This is a genomic window from uncultured Halovibrio sp. (assembly GCF_913056445.1).
Taxonomy (GTDB): Bacteria; Pseudomonadota; Gammaproteobacteria; order Pseudomonadales; family Oleiphilaceae; genus Halospina; species Halospina utahensis_B.
In genome coordinates this window covers 19,457-33,240 of record NZ_CAJXMA010000024.1, presented here as the reverse complement: position 1 = coordinate 33,240, position 13,784 = coordinate 19,457, and the positions used below count along the sequence as shown (strand labels likewise).

Here is a 13,784-nt window from a genome sequence, read left to right as displayed (position 1 = left end):
CAGCGCTTTTCCGCCTCGTCGAGCTCCACCTGCATCAGCTGGAGTTCGCGCATCTGGTCGTTCAGCTGTTCACGCCGTTCCCGAACTTTGCTCAGTAGTGCGTTGAGTTGCCTTTCATTACCGGATGCGGGATCGTACATTTCAATGATGTCCCGGGATTCCGCCAGGCTGAAGCCAAGGCGTTTACCCCGCAGGATCAGTTTCAGCTTGACCCTGTCCGCGTCCGTGTAGATCCGTTGTTGACCCTCGCGCCTTGGCTCCAGAAGGCCGGCTTCTTCATAGAAACGGATGGTGCGGGTGGTGATGTCGAAATCCCGCGCCAGGTCGCTGATGGTATGGGTGGTCTGGGTTTCAGCGTTCATGCCGGGCTCCATTACGTCTTACGTTGACGTTAACGTAAAGCACATGGAAGCCGCAATTGGATGACAGGTAAAGGAGGGAATCAATTACCCGTGACGTTGAGCATACGGTTACGGAGATGACGCCACTGTTCGACTTCGTCGGCGCTGCCGACACGACGGTCCGAGCGTTCGTCCCGGCTGAGCCAGAGGTCTGTGCCGTTGAAACTGTAGACGGGCTTGAGGTCCTGGCGCCGCGATGCGGGCTGGATTTGATCCACCAGGTTATCGAGAATCATGGGCTCAGCGCCGGGTTCGGGGTACCAGGCCAACACCATGTGTGCCTGTTCCAGGTGGAGCGCGTCCACATAGGTGATACGGAGGTGTTCTTCGGGCACCCCCATGGCACGCAGGGTCATGTACTTGGCATTGGCGAATTCCTCGCAGTCACCGGCATTGGTGGCCAGGAACTCAACCGGCGTGGCCCAGTAGTCCTGGCGCCCCCAGTGCGACTGGTCGGTAACGAAATCACGCTGGTTGAAGAAGCGGTTCACCACCTGCATCTGGCGCGCTTCGCTGGCACCCTCATGCTCGGCCACGAGCTGCTCCCAGGCCGTCAGCCGGGCGCGGGCGTCACCGCCGAACTGGCGCTCGACGTACGCAAGCAGGTCCTGTCCAAGGTCAATGCCATGGGCCAGGCCTGCGATCAGCAACACCGTTAATACAGCCAGGCGCATGGGCGGCCTTAACCGGTCAGTTGCTCAGGCGTTCGCGGAGTTCTTCCAGCCGGCTCCGGACATCCGAACTGGAGCGCTCACTGGGCGTCGAGGTGTCCGTGGCTGCATCGTCCGCCGCATCACTGCTGCTGTCGCCGGCCGATGACCGCTGGTTGCCGTTAAGCGCCAGCTTTCCCCCCTGGCTCTCTGGGAAGGTCAGGGTTTCCAGGGCACCGGCACGCTCAATGACGATACGGCGCTGACGCACCTCGCGCAGGCTCGCATTGCCGGGCAGGGCGTCCCCGACGCGGTAAACCTCGGTCTTGCCGTCGGGCCCCTCCACCAGGGCGCTGTCGCGTTTTTCCGTGTCGCCGGCCATCACGCCCCGCAGCATAAGCTGTAGGTTGGTTTCGGGAAGGGTTTCCGCACGTTCAACCGACTCAGTGGCCTGTTCGCCCGGCGTTCCGAAAAAGGCCAGATCCGCAAGTTCTGGCGCTTCACCATCGCCACTACTGCTGCTGTTGCCGGGGGGGTCCTCCCCGCTCGCGGTCTGCGGCATCTCGGAAACCCGGTCCTCCATGCGTAGTCCCTGCCAGCCGATTACGGCCGCGATTGCCACAGCGAGCACTGCTGCTGTGATCAGGGGCATGGCATTGATGCGTTTTTCCATGGACAATCAGCCCTTTCCGGTGACCGGGAATGACGGTTGCCTTCATTATCCCGGGATACTAACGTAACCACAAACCAACAGCGCACGGTTTGCGACATGGGCGAAACCCTGAACGAGACCCGCACCACGGAGGCCAGACTGCCCTTCAGTTTTGCCCGACGCAATGGCGTTGTGCTGACACCGGACGAGCAGGGCGAACTGGAGCTTCTGGTGCGCCCTGGTGCCTCGGCGCGGGCCATTGCCGAGGCTACGCGCCTGAGCCGCGGCCGTGCCCGCATCCGTGAAATGGAAGCCGAGGCGTTTGATGAGGCGTTGACCCGCGCCTACCAGAACGATTCCGAGGAAGCCATGCAGATGGTTGAGGGCATCGGCGAGGACATGGACCTCGCCAGCCTGGCGGAATCGGTTCCCGAAACCGAGGATCTGATGGAGCAGGAGGATGATGCCCCGGTCATCCGCCTGATCAACGCCATTCTGACCGAGGCCATCAAGAGCGGCGCTTCGGACATCCACATCGAAACCTACGAGAAACGCCTGGTTGTCCGCTTCCGGGTGGACGGGGTCCTGAGAGAGGTGGTGCAGCCCAAGCGAGCCCTGGCGCCACTGCTGGTCTCGCGCATCAAGGTCATGGCGCGGCTGGACATCGCGGAGAAGCGGGTCCCCCAGGACGGACGCATCTCGCTGCGCGTGGCCGGGCGCGAAGTGGACATCCGTGTGTCCACCATGCCGTCATCCAACGGCGAGCGCGTAGTGCTGCGGCTTCTGGACAAGGAGGCGGGGCTTCTGGAGCTGGATTCCATTGGCATGGCGGAGCGCGACCTCAGCCTGCTCAAGGATCTGGTCAACCGCCCCTATGGCATTCTGCTGGTGACCGGGCCAACCGGCTCGGGTAAGACCACAACACTCTATGGTGCACTCACCGAGATCAACGACCGGTCGCGCAACATCCTGACCGTTGAGGATCCGATTGAGTACAACCTGCCCGGCATCGGCCAGACCCAGGTGAACCCGAAGGTGGAGATGACTTTTGCCCGGGGGCTGCGGGCCATCCTGCGCCAGGACCCGGACGTGGTGATGATCGGGGAGATCCGGGACCTGGAGACCGCGGAGATTGCGGTCCAGGCCAGTCTGACCGGTCACCTGGTGCTCTCCACACTGCACACCAACACCGCCACCGGCGCCATCACACGCCTGATCGACATGGGTGTCGAGCCCTTCCTCATCTCTTCCAGTCTGGCCGGCATTGTCGCCCAGCGCCTGGTGCGGGTGCTGTGCCCGGAGTGCCGGGAACCCTATACGCCGGATGCCACCGAATGCCGCTTTTTGGGCGCCGATCCCGACAATCCGCCCACCATCTATCACCACGGCGGCTGTGACGCCTGCAACCAGCTGGGTTACCGGGGCCGTATGGGCATCTACGAGGTCATTGGCGTCGACGAGGGCCTGCGGACCCTGATCCATGACCGGGCCGCTGAGCAGGCGCTCGAGCAGGCCGCGCGCGAACGTGGCCCGAGCATCCACGCGGATGGTGTCTCCAAGATCCTGGACGGCACCACCACGGTGGAGGAAGTGCTGCGGGTGACGCACCGGGGATGATCCATGGCGGCATTTGAATTCAGGGCTCTCGACACGCGCGGCAAGCAGAAGAAGGGCGTTCTGGAAGCCGACAGTGCGCGCGCTGTTCGCCAGCAGCTGCGGGACCGTGGCTGGGCACCGCTGGAGGTATCACCGACCCGTGAACGCCAGCAGCGCTCTGGATTCACACTGGGCCGGGGGCTGTCCGCGGCGGATCTGGCGCTGGTGACACGCCAGCTCGCAACCCTGATCCAGTCCGGGATTCCGGTGGAGCAGGCCCTGTCAGCCATTGCCAACCAATCCGAAAGACCGCGCATCAAGAGCATGATGCTGGCCATCCGCGCCAAGGTTCTGGAAGGCCATACCCTGGCAGGCAGCCTGAGCGAGTTTCCTTCAGCCTTTCCCCATCTCTACCGCGCTACCGTCGCCGCAGGCGAGCACGCCGGACACATGGACCTCGTACTGAACCGTCTGGCGGACTACACCGAAGCCCGCCAGGAGGCCCGCCAGAAGATCCAGCTCGCGGCCATCTACCCGGTGATTCTGACGTTCGTGGCCATCGCCATCGTAATCTTTCTGCTGACCTATGTCGTGCCGGACATCATCGAGGTCTTCGTGCGCAGTGGCCAGGAGCTGCCGGCGCTGACCGAAGGGCTGTTGGTCGTGAGCAGCTTCTTTGTGGACTGGGGCTGGCTGCTGTTGCTGTTGCTGGTTGCCGCGGGCATCGGGTTCCGGCTTGCACTGCGTCGCCCCTCCTTCCGGCTCAGAGTCCACCGGCAGCTTCTCCATATTCCCTTCATCTCCCGTCTCATCCGTGGCCTCAACACCGCGCGCTTCGCCAGTACTGTGAGCATCCTCACAACCAGCGGCGTTCCGTTGGTGGAGGCAATGCGTATCGCCGGTGAAGTGTTGTCCAATGAGTACCTGAAGGAACGGATCCGGGAAGCGACCCAGTCCGTGAGCGAGGGTGGGTCGCTTAAAAATGCCCTGGAGAACACCGGGTATTTCCCCCCGATGATGATCCATATGATTGGCAGTGGCGAGGCCAGTGGCGAACTGGACCAAATGCTGGAACGCACGGCCACACACCAGGAGAATGACCTCCAGGGCAAGATCTCCGCACTGGTGGGGCTGTTCGAGCCGCTGATGCTGCTGGTGATGGGTGGGGTGGTACTGATCATCGTGCTGGCGATCATGCTGCCAATCATGAATATGAGCCAACTGATGGGTTGAGACGTTGATGACAATGAAACATGCAAATCGCAGTGGCGGTTTCACGCTGATTGAGATCATGGTTGTAATGGTGATCCTCGGGCTGCTGGTGGCGCTGGTGGCGCCGAATATCATGGGCCGGGGAGATGAGGCCCGCGTGACGGCCGCCGAGGCACAGCTGCGCAACATCAGCAGTGCCCTGGACCTGTACCGGCTGGACAACAGCCATTATCCCTCCACGGAACAGGGGCTCGAGGCACTGGTTGAGAAGCCCACTGGTTCCCCCGAGCCCTCCAACTGGAACCCTGAGGGCTACATGAACGCCATCCCGAAGGACCCCTGGGGCAATGAATACCAGTATGTCCAGCCGGGCTCCGAAGGGCCCTACGATCTGTATTCCTATGGTGCGGACGGCCGCGAGGGCGGCGAAGGCGTGAATGCGGACATCAGCGTCTGGGACGTGGAAGAGTAACCCCGGAATGGGGCGCTGGCGCTCAGCAGGGTTCACGCTCATCGAGCTGATGGTGGTGCTCGTTGTGGTTGGTCTTCTGATCAGCCTGGTCGGGCTCAGCATTGGCGGCGGGGGCGAACGGCGGGAACTCGAGGAGATGACGCGCAGCCTCTATCTCAGGATGCAGGCGGCTTCAGAGCAGGCTGTCATGACCAACCGGGAGATCGGTGTGCGATTCCGGGACGACGGCTATGGGTTTGTCCAGCTGGATCGCGACCAGGCCCAGTGGACCCCGCTTCCGCGTGGCGGTCTCACCGGAGCCAGCATGCCCGAGTGGGTTGAGCTGGAGCTGATCACCGATGGCGGTGAGGCGGATGCCCTGGAAACCCAGGAGGAAGACCAGCCGGAACCGGACCTGGTGTTTTTCTCCTCCGGCGAGTCCACCGCCTTTAACCTCTACCTCTGGTGGGAAGGCGCCGATGATGGAAGTGCCCAGCTTCTGACCAGTGACGGCGCCACCGGGGTGGAATGGCTCCAGCCTGGCGATCAGGACTACAGGGAGCGCCTGTAATGCCTGTCATGCCGGCCCGCGCGCGTGGCTTCACGCTCATGGAGGTGATGATCGCGCTGATGATCTTCGGCCTGCTGGCAGCCACACTGCAGCAGGTCGCCTCCGGCTACATGTCCAATTACCGGCGCATTGAAAGCCAGACCATGGCCTCCTGGATCGCCCAGAATCGCCTCACTGAGATGCGCCTCCAGGATCAGATGCCCGCGACCGGTGAGTCCGATGATGAGGTGGCGTTCGGGGGCCACGAATGGGAAATCGAGACGGTGGTCAGCGCCACCGAGGATCCGGCAATACGGCGGGTTGAGATGACCCTTTACCGGGTCGCCCCGAATGGTGATCCCGTGCAGCAGCTGGTTTTCACGGGCTTTCTGGGGCAGCGTAACCGATGAGCGGAACGGATACGGAAAAGGGCTTCACGCTGCTGGAGGTTCTTATTGCTGTGTTCATCACCAGCATGATCTCGCTGGGGGTATGGCAGGTCATGAACACCCTGATGAATTCCCGCGAAGGCATCGAAAGGGTCTCAGGGGCGTTCCGGGACGTACAGCAAACCGTCTCACTTCTGGAACGGGATCTGCTGCAGGCGGTCAAACGCCCGGTGAAGGATGCCTACGGCGAACGGCTGCCTGCTCTTACCAGCCGAATCAACGGCTCCGAACTTGAACTGACACGCCAGGGCTGGCGGAACCCGCTGGGAGACAAACGCAGTGAGCTCCAGCGCGTAGCCTGGGAATACGACGAACTGGAGGAGTGCCTGATCCGCCGCTACTGGCCGGTGCTGGACCGGGCCCAGGGCACGCGCAGCCGCGAGCAGGAGCTGCTCGGAAATGTGGAATCCGTGGAGGTGCAGTTCCGCGACAGTAATGGCCAGTGGCTCAGCCAGTGGCCGGGTGACAGCGGCGACAGCAGCGGATTTGCCGATGCCGAGGGCACAGAGGTACTGAGGATGCCCATGCCCCGTGCCGTGGAAGTGGTCATCGAGCATGATCGCTTTGGCACCCTGCGGCGGGTCGTCGCGCTGGGTGAACCCATGGCGATGGGCGCACAGGTTCCGGACCGGCGCAGACAGGCTGGCGGAGACAGCGGGAACAGTGGGAACGGAGGGGAGGGCGAATGAGATCCCGCCGTTTCACACGCCAGCAGGGGGTTGCGCTGATCATTGTCCTGATGGCCTTTGCGCTGGGCTCGATCCTCGCCTCCGGTATGCTGACGCGCCAGAGCGTGATGATTCGTGGCGCCACCACCTACCTGGCCCAGAATGATGCCCGCAGCCTGGCACTTGGGGCAGAGGCCTTTGCCCGCCAGTTCCTGGCAAGGGACCTGAAGGGGGGTGGCAATACCCCGGAGGAAAACCAGGAGGGTGACCAGGGCACTGACGGCGAACAGGAGGGAACGGCCACCCGCCGGGAAGTGGATCATCCCGGTGAGGACTGGGCACGGGCCGCACTGGCTCTACCGGTGGAAAAGGGCGTCATCGAGGCCCAGATCAACGACCTGCGGGGCCGGCTCAACCTCAATGCCCTGACGGAGGTGGACGGGACCGTGAATGAACGCCAGCGCAACCGGCTGGAACGGCTGCTGCGCGTTCTGGAGATCCGGAATGTCAGGCCGGCAACCTTTGTGGACTGGGTGGATGCGGACGACCAGCGCAGTGGTGCGGGCGGTGCGGAGGACAGCGATTACATGCTCCTCGATCCGCCCTACCGGGCCGGTGATCAGCCGTTCGTCAGCGTGACCGAAGTGCGGCTCCTGGATGGCATGAGCGAAGCAGCCTACCAGCGCCTGCGGCCGCACATCACGGCGCTGCCGAACCGGGATGGCACGCTCAACGTCAACTTTGCCTCCACGGCCGTGCTACGCTCGCTGCACGACCGCATCAGCCAGGGGCAGGCGGAGAGCATCCGGGAGACGCTGCGGGAATCTCCGGCTGAAAGCGTGGAGGAGTTCCTGGCGCTGCCGGAGTTCGCGGGTCTCGGGCTGGAACCGGATGGGCTCGGGGTGAGCACGGACTTCTTCGAGATCGCCGCAAGGGTCAGTGTCAGTGGTACAGTGTATCGGCTGGTTTCGATGGCCCAGCGCACACGCAATGGCACGATACGGATTCTGTCACGGGATACCGGCAGAACCCAGCTGATCACGAAGGAACAGGTTCAGGCGTCCGAGTAGGCGCCTGCGAACAGGGTCAGAGAAGACGGATAATATGGCCTATCAACTCTACATAAGGGCAGGTGCCGGAGCTGGCGAAGGCTCCGATGCCGATGTTTTTGACTGGGTGCTGCTGGATGCCTCCGGCCATTTCGGCGGCGAGGGGCAGGGCGACTCACGGGAGAACCTGGAAGCCCGGCTCGAAGCGATCGGAGTGGAAGCGGCAGAAGTCATCGGCATCATCCCGACACTGGATGTCACCCCCTGTGCCGCCCGTATTCCCGGCCGCCAGAAACGCATGATCCGCCAGGCACTGCCCTTCGCGGTGGAGGAGCAGCTGGCGCAGGACATTGATTCAGTCCATCTCGCCCTGGGTACCCAGAAGCGCAATGAGTGGCAGGTGGCCGCGATCGACCGTGGGCGGATGGATGCCTATGCGGCCTGGTTTGACACTTTCGGTTACCCGGTGCGCGCCATCCACGCGGACGCGATGCTCCTGCCGGCCGGCCAGCACCAGTGGACCATCCTCGTTGAAGGCAGCCAGGCGCTGATCCAGGAACACGACAGTGGCTGGTACGAGGTGCCTGTCGAGGGCCTGTCCGTATTCCTGGATTCGCTCATTGAGGCCAACGGCACCGAGGCACCACCGAGCGCCCGCGTTCTGGTGACACCGCAGGCGGCGGAGCAACACCGGATGGCCCTGGCCTCACTGGAACAGCACCCGGACGCCCTGATCCACGTGGAAACCCTGGAACAGCTTCCATTGCACCTGATGGTGGAAAGCCTGGTAGCCGGACATGCGGAAGCGATCAACCTGTGCCAGGGGGATTACGCTCCCGAGTCCAGCGGGCATTCCCCTTTGAGACGCTGGCGGCCTGTGGCCATTGTGGCGGCAATTGGTATTGTCGCCCAGCTAGGCTTCATGCTCGCGGAGGGCATCTATTACCGGAACCAGGCGCAACGGTTTGATGAGCAGGCGGTCGCAATCTATCGCGAGTATTTTCCCGACGAAAGCGGCACCCATGCCGGCAACCTGAGACGCGTGGCCGAGGGCAAAATCCGCGCGGCCCGTGACGGAGGCTCCGGAGGCGATTTCCTGGCGATGCTGCGAGCCACCGGGCAACAGTACCAGGGCCTGGATGATCCGGAGAGTCTGCGCTTTGACACCATCCAGTTCAGCCGCAGCCGGGGCGAGCTCCGCATTGAGCTTCGGGGCGAGAGCTTTGCCCAGCTCGACGCCATGCGCAATGGACTCAGTGGCTCCGGATTCAGTGCCCGGATCGGCTCCGTGGTGAACAGTGACGACGGCACCGAAGCCCGGCTCACGGTCAGACAGGGAGGTTGAGCCAGATGCTTGAGACAATCCGGAAGATCCCGGCGGTGCGCGCCGCGATTGCCCAGTATGATCAACTGAGCCACCGTGACAGACGCGCCCTGCAGATCATGGTCACCGCGCTGGCTGCGGCCATCCTGTATCTCGGGGTCTGGCAGCCCATTGTTGAGTTCCGCAGCGAGGGCTACGAGCGCATGCAGCAGTCCCGCGAACGGGTCGCCTGGATCAGTTCCCGGGAGCAGGCCCTGGAGCGCATTTCGCAGGTGAATGAAAGCGGGCAGGGCGGCTCACTCGGTGATGCGGACCTGCTCAAAACCGTTACGGATTCCGCGGACCGTTCCGGGCTCCCGCTGCAGCGCTTTGAACCCAGCGGTGATGATGCCATGCGGCTCTGGCTTGAGGCCGTACCGTTCACGGACCTGACCCAGTGGTTGGGCCACCTCCAGAGTGAGTATGGCCTGACCGTGGATCAGGCCTCTTTGGACAGAACCGACAAACCCGGTCTGGTGGATGCCCGCCTGACCCTTGAACCCTGACGTGGAGGTAGGAGTGTCGAAAACCCCTGATTACGATCTTGTTGTCATCGGAGCCGGATCCGGTGGTGTCCGGCTCGCGCGCATGGCGTCCCAGGCAGGAGCGCGCGTGGCCGTTGTGGAGTCCGCAGACCTGGGAGGCACCTGCGTCAATGTGGGATGCGTGCCGAAAAAGCTCTTCGTCTACGGCGCCCACGTGCGTGAGGACATCGAGGACGCCAGGGGGTATGGGTTCGATGTGGCGGATGAAGCGATCCGTTTCGACTGGGCCACACTGCGGGACAACAAGACGAATGAAATCCGGCGTCTCAACGATATCTACCGCCGCTTGATCGATAACGCGGGCGTTACCCTGATCGAGGGCACAGCGCATATTGAGAATGCCGGAACAGTCAGGGTCGACGGCACCGCCGTAACGACAGAACGGATCACCATCGCCACCGGCAGCGAGCCGGTTGTGCCGGAGATCCCCGGCAGCGAACACGCTCTGGTCTCCGACCACATGTTCTACCTGGACAGCCTTCCTGAGACCGCAACGGTCTGGGGGGGCGGCTACATTGCCGTGGAGTTTGCGGGCATCCTGGCAGGGCTGGGCGTACGGACCACGCTCATCTATCGCGGGGAACGCTTCCTGCGCGGCTTTGACGGCGACATCCGTGATCATGTCGCCCAGGAGATGGACCGCAAGGGGATTGACCTGCGTTTCAACACCAACATTGAATCCATCACGACGTCCGGCGGGGACTATGAACTGACCCTGACCGACGGCAGTACCCACCGGACAGGCCTGGTCCTGGCCGCAACCGGCCGTGTGCCGCGCACCCAGGGTCTCGGTCTGGCATCCGTTGGCGTGGAAACCGACGAGGGTGGGGCCATCATCACCGATGACCAGTTCCGCACCAGCGTGCCAGGCATCCACGCGCTGGGGGACGTGATCGGAACACCACAGCTCACGCCTGTGGCCATCGAGCAGGCCATGGTCATGGTGGATCAGCTCTATGGCACCGGGCTCAAGCGCATGGATTACACCAATATTCCAACAGCGGTGTTCTGTCAGCCGCCGATCGGCACGGTGGGCCTGACCGAAGAGGAGGCCCGTGAGGCCGGCCATTCGGTCACGATCTACCGCACGTCCTTCCGCCCCATGAAGCACACCCTGTCCGGGCGCGAGGAAAAAGCGCTGATGAAGCTGGTGGTGGACCCGGATACAGATCGGGTTCTGGGCGCGCACATGGTCGGCCCCGAGGCGGGCGAAATGATGCAGGGCATTGCCGTGGCGCTGAAAGCCGGTGCCACCAAGGCGGTGTTCGATGCCACGGTTGGGATCCATCCAACCTCCGCCGAGGAATTCGTGACCATGCGCGAACCGGTCAGCGACTGACACCGTGCCTAGAGGGGGAGCAGCCCCCTCAGCGTGTCCCGCAGCCCGTGACGCCGAACCGGCTTGGGCAGGTAGGCGTCCATGCCGGCTTCAAGGCAGGACTGCTCGGTATCCTCGAAAACGTCCGCCGTCATGGCGATGATGGGGGTACGCCGGCCCTGGCGCTGGCGTTCACAGGCACGCAGGCGCCGCGTGGCCTCCCAGCCGTCCATCCCCGGCATCTGGCAGTCCATCAGGATGACATCGTACCGGTTGCCGTTGTCACAGATGTCGTCCACGGCGGCCGTTCCGCTGGCGGCACAGCGTACGTGAAAGCCAAGGTTCTCAAGCTGTCGGGCCGCGACCCGCTGGTTGACGGGGTTATCCTCCACCACCAGGGCCTCGCGTGTGCGTGTTCCAATAGCCGGCGTGGACTCAGACACACCAGTTGCTTCATCCAGCCCCGGCAGGCGGTCGTGGACTTTCATCGGAATCACAAACCGGAACCGGCTGCCGCATCCCGGCTCGGTGTCCACGGCAACGTGCCCGCCCATCAGCTCAACCAGACGCTGGACCAACGGCAGACCCAGACCGGTCCCGCCGCTACCGCGTGAGGCCGAGATATCCATCTGCTCGAAACTTCCGAACATGTCGCCAAGCCTTTCGGTGGGAATGCCGGAGCCACTGTCGCTTACCTGGCAGATCAATGTTCCCTCGGACTCGTTGTCCAGGCGCCAGGTGGCGCTGACCGTCACCTCACCCTCGGGGGTGAACTTGATGGCGTTACCGATCAGGTGTGCCAGAACCTGCCGCAGACGGCCCGGATCCCCGAATACTTCCGGTTTTTTCTGCCAATCACCCTCAAATACCAGCCGATAGGTGAGCTGGTTGCCCTCGGCATCGTGGCGGAAGGAGGCGAAACAGTTCTCAATGACGCTGCGGAGATCAAAAGGAGCGTCCTCAAGTTCCAGTCTGCCACGTTCGATGCGTGAAAAATCCAGAAGATCATTGATGATCACCAGCAGATCCTCGGTGGAGCGGCGGGCAGTGACCACGTAATCCGCCTGGTGGGCGTTCAGTGGTTCCTCCTCAAGGAACTGAAGCATGCCAATAATCCCGTGCAGCGGGGTGCGCAGCTCATGGCTCATCATCGCGAGAAAATCCGATTTGGCGCGGTTGGCCTGTTCCGCCTTGTCCCTGGCCTGGTCCAGTTCCCGGAAGCTGACCTCCCGTTCCGCTTCCGCCGAACGCAGGCGGTAGGCCATTGCCTCAACAGCCTGCTGCAGGGAATGGAGTTCCCGTGCCACACGGGTGTCACGCCGGGATAGATCCGGATCCTCCTCAGGCAGTTTCTGGACAGTGTCCGCCAGGCGTTCGATGGGCCGGCTCAACCGATGGGCGAGGCGGCCCGAGAACAGGAAGGTGGCCGCGAACAGGATCAGGCCGATACCGGCGGACGTCCATAGGATCTCCTCCTGCTCGCCCGCCAGCTCGGCCTCCGAAACCGCAATACGGATTTCGCCCAGGCGCCGGCCGCTGCTTTTCTTCCAGTCTGTGTTCGTTGTCGGGTTGATCGAGCCCTGTGAAGTGGCATCCCCAAGGTTGATGGCGGTCTGGCGCACTGGGCTTGAGAACCGGTGAACCGGCGTATCCGACGGCGTCTGCTCCGAGACCTCTGCCACAATCCGTCCGTCCCGATTGACCACCTCGATGCGGTGAGCGGCGGAACGCTCCAGGGTCTGGGTGATGATGCCCCTGAGTTCCGCCTGGTTACCGGCCATAAGGGGAAATTCCACGGCAGGAGCGAGATTGTCCGCAGTCAGCTGGGTGCTCTGGAAAAGGCCCTGGCGGGCATCCTCCAATCGTGCCTGTGTGAAGAACAGCAGCATCAGCACGAACATGGCGACGGCTGGGAGCATGCCAAGCAACAGGAGCCGATGATACAGGGTCCAACGAGCGGCTTTCATGGCTTGACCTCCTGACGTTCCAGAATCCGGTGCAATTCCTCTTCGGAAGGCACAAGCAGGTCCATGGAGCGGGCAACCTGGTTATTGACCGCCACACTGAAGGCCTCCGGATAACGGGCGCTGCGCAGCTCACCGTGGTCCAGCCAGTGACGGATCAACTTGCCCGCCTCAAGAATCTGGGTCCGGGCACTGGTGTAGGTTGAGGCGACGGCGCCCGCATCCACAAAGGCCCTGGAAGGACCGATAACGAGCCGGTTACTGCGGTAACTGGTCAGCAGCAGCGGCTTGACGGTTTCACGGTTGTAGATGGCGGGGTCCGGCGTCCCCAGAAGGAAGTCTCCATAGCTGAGCGCCCGCGCGAGATTGCGGATGAGCTGATCCTGTGAGGGAATCACAAAGACCCGTGATTCCAGACCGGTCGCTGTGAGCCTGCTTCGGAGTTCGCTATAGTCACCGGCCTGTTCGGGGGAGGCCAGGATGGCCACGGTGCCGGCCCGGGGAATGATCAGCTGGCCCAGTCGGGCCTGACGCGGCAACGGCGGATCCGAATAGATGGCGGAAAAATGCTCCCGGTCCTGGATGATCGAGTCAATGGCCCCGGAGGACGTGAAAAGAGCCAGGACGGGTTGTTGCGGTGCATTGGCCCGGATCTCGGAGAGCGTTGCCTTATCCAGGGTAATAACCAGTTCTCCCGCGTCGCTGCCGGGAGACCAGGCACGCACGGCCGCACCACTGATTTCGTCGCTCAGAAGTCGCCGCACCTGCTGGAATCGAGGGTGATCCACGGGGGCGATATAGACCGTCTGCTGTGAATCGGGCAGGGCAGATACGGGATACAACAGTGCCGCAAGCGCCAGGAGTAGACTCCCTACGCCGATCCCTGCCTGCCTGAATTGGTTACCCATAATCTGAT

Annotated in this window: 15 protein-coding genes; 10 read left to right on the top strand and 5 right to left on the bottom strand. The window is 62.9% G+C overall.

What is annotated here, in order from left to right:
- From QZ501_RS06980 to QZ501_RS06970, 3 genes are all read right to left on the bottom strand, one after another.
- A partial coding sequence (locus QZ501_RS06980) for a MerR family DNA-binding transcriptional regulator (RefSeq protein WP_295718309.1) occupies positions 1-362 on the bottom strand: 362 nt, incomplete at its 3' end.
- Between the two features lie 80 nt (positions 363-442).
- Entirely contained in the window at positions 443-1,075 is a 633-nt protein-coding gene (locus QZ501_RS06975) for a transglutaminase-like cysteine peptidase (RefSeq protein WP_151439509.1), read from the bottom strand.
- A 16-nt stretch (positions 1,076-1,091) separates the two neighbouring features.
- Positions 1,092-1,724 (bottom strand): type II secretion system protein N, encoded by a 633-nt coding sequence (locus QZ501_RS06970; RefSeq protein ID WP_295718307.1) that lies wholly within the window; start codon positions 1,722-1,724, stop codon positions 1,092-1,094.
- Positions 1,725-1,820: 96 nt separating this feature from the next.
- Here QZ501_RS06970 and gspE point away from each other — a divergent pair, with 96 nt between their 5' ends.
- From gspE to gorA, 10 genes are read left to right on the top strand one after another with little or no spacing between them, the layout of a single operon-like run.
- Positions 1,821-3,320 carry a type II secretion system ATPase GspE gene (gene gspE, locus QZ501_RS06965; RefSeq protein WP_160898757.1) on the top strand — a complete coding sequence of 500 codons (1,500 nt, stop codon included), beginning with the start codon at positions 1,821-1,823 and terminating at the stop codon, positions 3,318-3,320.
- Positions 3,321-3,323: 3 nt separating this feature from the next.
- Complete coding sequence (gene gspF / locus QZ501_RS06960; protein ID WP_160898758.1) at positions 3,324-4,532, top strand: type II secretion system inner membrane protein GspF; 1,209 nt, start codon at positions 3,324-3,326, stop codon at positions 4,530-4,532.
- Positions 4,533-4,545: 13 nt separating this feature from the next.
- The gene (gspG, locus tag QZ501_RS06955) at positions 4,546-4,983 is read left to right on the top strand and encodes a type II secretion system major pseudopilin GspG (protein ID WP_192497275.1); all 438 of its coding nucleotides are present in this window, start codon (positions 4,546-4,548) and stop codon (positions 4,981-4,983) included.
- Between the two features lie 7 nt (positions 4,984-4,990).
- Positions 4,991-5,533 (top strand): type II secretion system minor pseudopilin GspH, encoded by a 543-nt coding sequence (gene gspH, locus QZ501_RS06950; RefSeq protein ID WP_295718305.1) that lies wholly within the window; start codon positions 4,991-4,993, stop codon positions 5,531-5,533.
- Positions 5,533-5,922 (top strand): type II secretion system minor pseudopilin GspI, encoded by a 390-nt coding sequence (gene gspI, locus QZ501_RS06945; RefSeq protein ID WP_295718302.1) that lies wholly within the window; start codon positions 5,533-5,535, stop codon positions 5,920-5,922. The genes gspH and gspI overlap by 1 nt, the downstream gene beginning before the upstream one ends.
- Entirely contained in the window at positions 5,919-6,650 is a 732-nt protein-coding gene (gene gspJ, locus QZ501_RS06940) for a type II secretion system minor pseudopilin GspJ (protein ID WP_295718300.1), read from the top strand. The genes gspI and gspJ overlap by 4 nt, the downstream gene beginning before the upstream one ends.
- Positions 6,647-7,699, top strand: coding sequence for a type II secretion system minor pseudopilin GspK (gene gspK / locus QZ501_RS06935; RefSeq protein ID WP_151439501.1), 1,053 nt, complete (start codon positions 6,647-6,649; stop codon positions 7,697-7,699). The genes gspJ and gspK overlap by 4 nt, the downstream gene beginning before the upstream one ends.
- Positions 7,700-7,733: 34 nt before the next feature.
- Positions 7,734-9,023 (top strand): type II secretion system protein GspL, encoded by a 1,290-nt coding sequence (gene gspL / locus QZ501_RS06930; protein WP_151439500.1) that lies wholly within the window; start codon positions 7,734-7,736, stop codon positions 9,021-9,023.
- Positions 9,024-9,028: 5 nt separating this feature from the next.
- Positions 9,029-9,547: a type II secretion system protein M gene (locus QZ501_RS06925; RefSeq protein WP_295718295.1), complete on the top strand. Its 519-nt coding sequence runs from the start codon at positions 9,029-9,031 to the stop codon at positions 9,545-9,547.
- Positions 9,548-9,560: 13 nt separating this feature from the next.
- Positions 9,561-10,925: a glutathione-disulfide reductase gene (gene gorA, locus QZ501_RS06920; RefSeq protein WP_295718292.1), complete on the top strand. Its 1,365-nt coding sequence runs from the start codon at positions 9,561-9,563 to the stop codon at positions 10,923-10,925.
- 8 nt (positions 10,926-10,933) lie between these two features.
- Here gorA and QZ501_RS06915 read toward each other — a convergent pair whose 3' ends face one another.
- Together QZ501_RS06915 and QZ501_RS06910 are read right to left on the bottom strand one after the other, a co-directional pair.
- Positions 10,934-12,871 carry an ATP-binding protein gene (locus tag QZ501_RS06915; RefSeq protein ID WP_295718289.1) on the bottom strand — a complete coding sequence of 646 codons (1,938 nt, stop codon included), beginning with the start codon at positions 12,869-12,871 and terminating at the stop codon, positions 10,934-10,936.
- Positions 12,868-13,776 carry a hypothetical protein gene (locus QZ501_RS06910; protein ID WP_151439496.1) on the bottom strand — a complete coding sequence of 303 codons (909 nt, stop codon included), beginning with the start codon at positions 13,774-13,776 and terminating at the stop codon, positions 12,868-12,870. The genes QZ501_RS06915 and QZ501_RS06910 overlap by 4 nt, the downstream gene beginning before the upstream one ends.
- Positions 13,777-13,784 lie beyond the last annotated feature (8 nt).

Excerpts from the sequence above, each read along its gene's own strand:
- QZ501_RS06975 (WP_151439509.1), bottom strand. The coding sequence starts at position 1,075 with ATGCGCCTGGCTGTATTAACGGTGTTGCTGATCGCAGGCCTGGCCCAT.
- QZ501_RS06970 (WP_295718307.1), bottom strand. The coding sequence starts at position 1,724 with ATGGAAAAACGCATCAATGCCATGCCCCTGATCACAGCAGCAGTGCTC.
- gspE (WP_160898757.1), top strand. The coding sequence starts at position 1,821 with ATGGGCGAAACCCTGAACGAGACCCGCACCACGGAGGCCAGACTGCCC.
- gspF (WP_160898758.1), top strand. The coding sequence starts at position 3,324 with ATGGCGGCATTTGAATTCAGGGCTCTCGACACGCGCGGCAAGCAGAAG.
- gspG (WP_192497275.1), top strand. The coding sequence starts at position 4,546 with ATGAAACATGCAAATCGCAGTGGCGGTTTCACGCTGATTGAGATCATG.
- gspH (WP_295718305.1), top strand. The coding sequence starts at position 4,991 with ATGGGGCGCTGGCGCTCAGCAGGGTTCACGCTCATCGAGCTGATGGTG.
- gspI (WP_295718302.1), top strand. The coding sequence starts at position 5,533 with ATGCCTGTCATGCCGGCCCGCGCGCGTGGCTTCACGCTCATGGAGGTG.
- gspJ (WP_295718300.1), top strand. The coding sequence starts at position 5,919 with ATGAGCGGAACGGATACGGAAAAGGGCTTCACGCTGCTGGAGGTTCTT.
- gspK (WP_151439501.1), top strand. The coding sequence starts at position 6,647 with ATGAGATCCCGCCGTTTCACACGCCAGCAGGGGGTTGCGCTGATCATT.
- gspL (WP_151439500.1), top strand. The coding sequence starts at position 7,734 with ATGGCCTATCAACTCTACATAAGGGCAGGTGCCGGAGCTGGCGAAGGC.
- QZ501_RS06925 (WP_295718295.1), top strand. The coding sequence starts at position 9,029 with ATGCTTGAGACAATCCGGAAGATCCCGGCGGTGCGCGCCGCGATTGCC.
- QZ501_RS06915 (WP_295718289.1), bottom strand. The coding sequence starts at position 12,871 with ATGAAAGCCGCTCGTTGGACCCTGTATCATCGGCTCCTGTTGCTTGGC.
- QZ501_RS06910 (WP_151439496.1), bottom strand. The coding sequence starts at position 13,776 with ATGGGTAACCAATTCAGGCAGGCAGGGATCGGCGTAGGGAGTCTACTC.